We start from the raw sequence: 317 nt of genomic DNA on the forward strand, positions 1-317 counted from the left end.
GCAGCTCGTCGGAGTCGGCGGCGGTGACCACGGCCCGGTGCTCCAGCACGGCCCGGCCGGTCACGGACGACCAGCCGACGTCGACCGGTCGGGTGGTGTCGTCGCCGGTCAGCCGGCGCGCCCAGCGGTCGGCCTGGGCGGCGAGCGCGGCGCCGGAGCGGGCCGAGAGCAGCACCGGCGTGAGCGCCCGCGGCGCGGGAACGGCGTGGGTCGGCTCGGCGGGCGGCGCCTCGATGATGACGTGCGCGTTGGTGCCGCTCACGCCGAACGAGGAGACGGCGGCGCGACGCGGCCGGTCCCCCGCCGGCCAGGGCCGG

At 80.1% G+C, this 317-nt stretch carries 1 protein-coding gene; it reads right to left on the reverse strand.

The window, feature by feature from the left end; genetic code table 11:
* The coding region (locus B1205_RS32450) for a CurL C-terminal domain-containing protein (RefSeq protein ID WP_303395043.1) at positions 1-262 on the reverse strand (262 nt) is incomplete at its 3' end.
* Positions 263-317: the final 55 nt, after the last annotated feature.

Origin of the sequence: Micromonospora sp. NBS 11-29 (genome assembly GCF_002140155.1) — a bacterium.
GTDB lineage: Bacteria > Actinomycetota > Actinomycetes > Mycobacteriales > Micromonosporaceae > Micromonospora.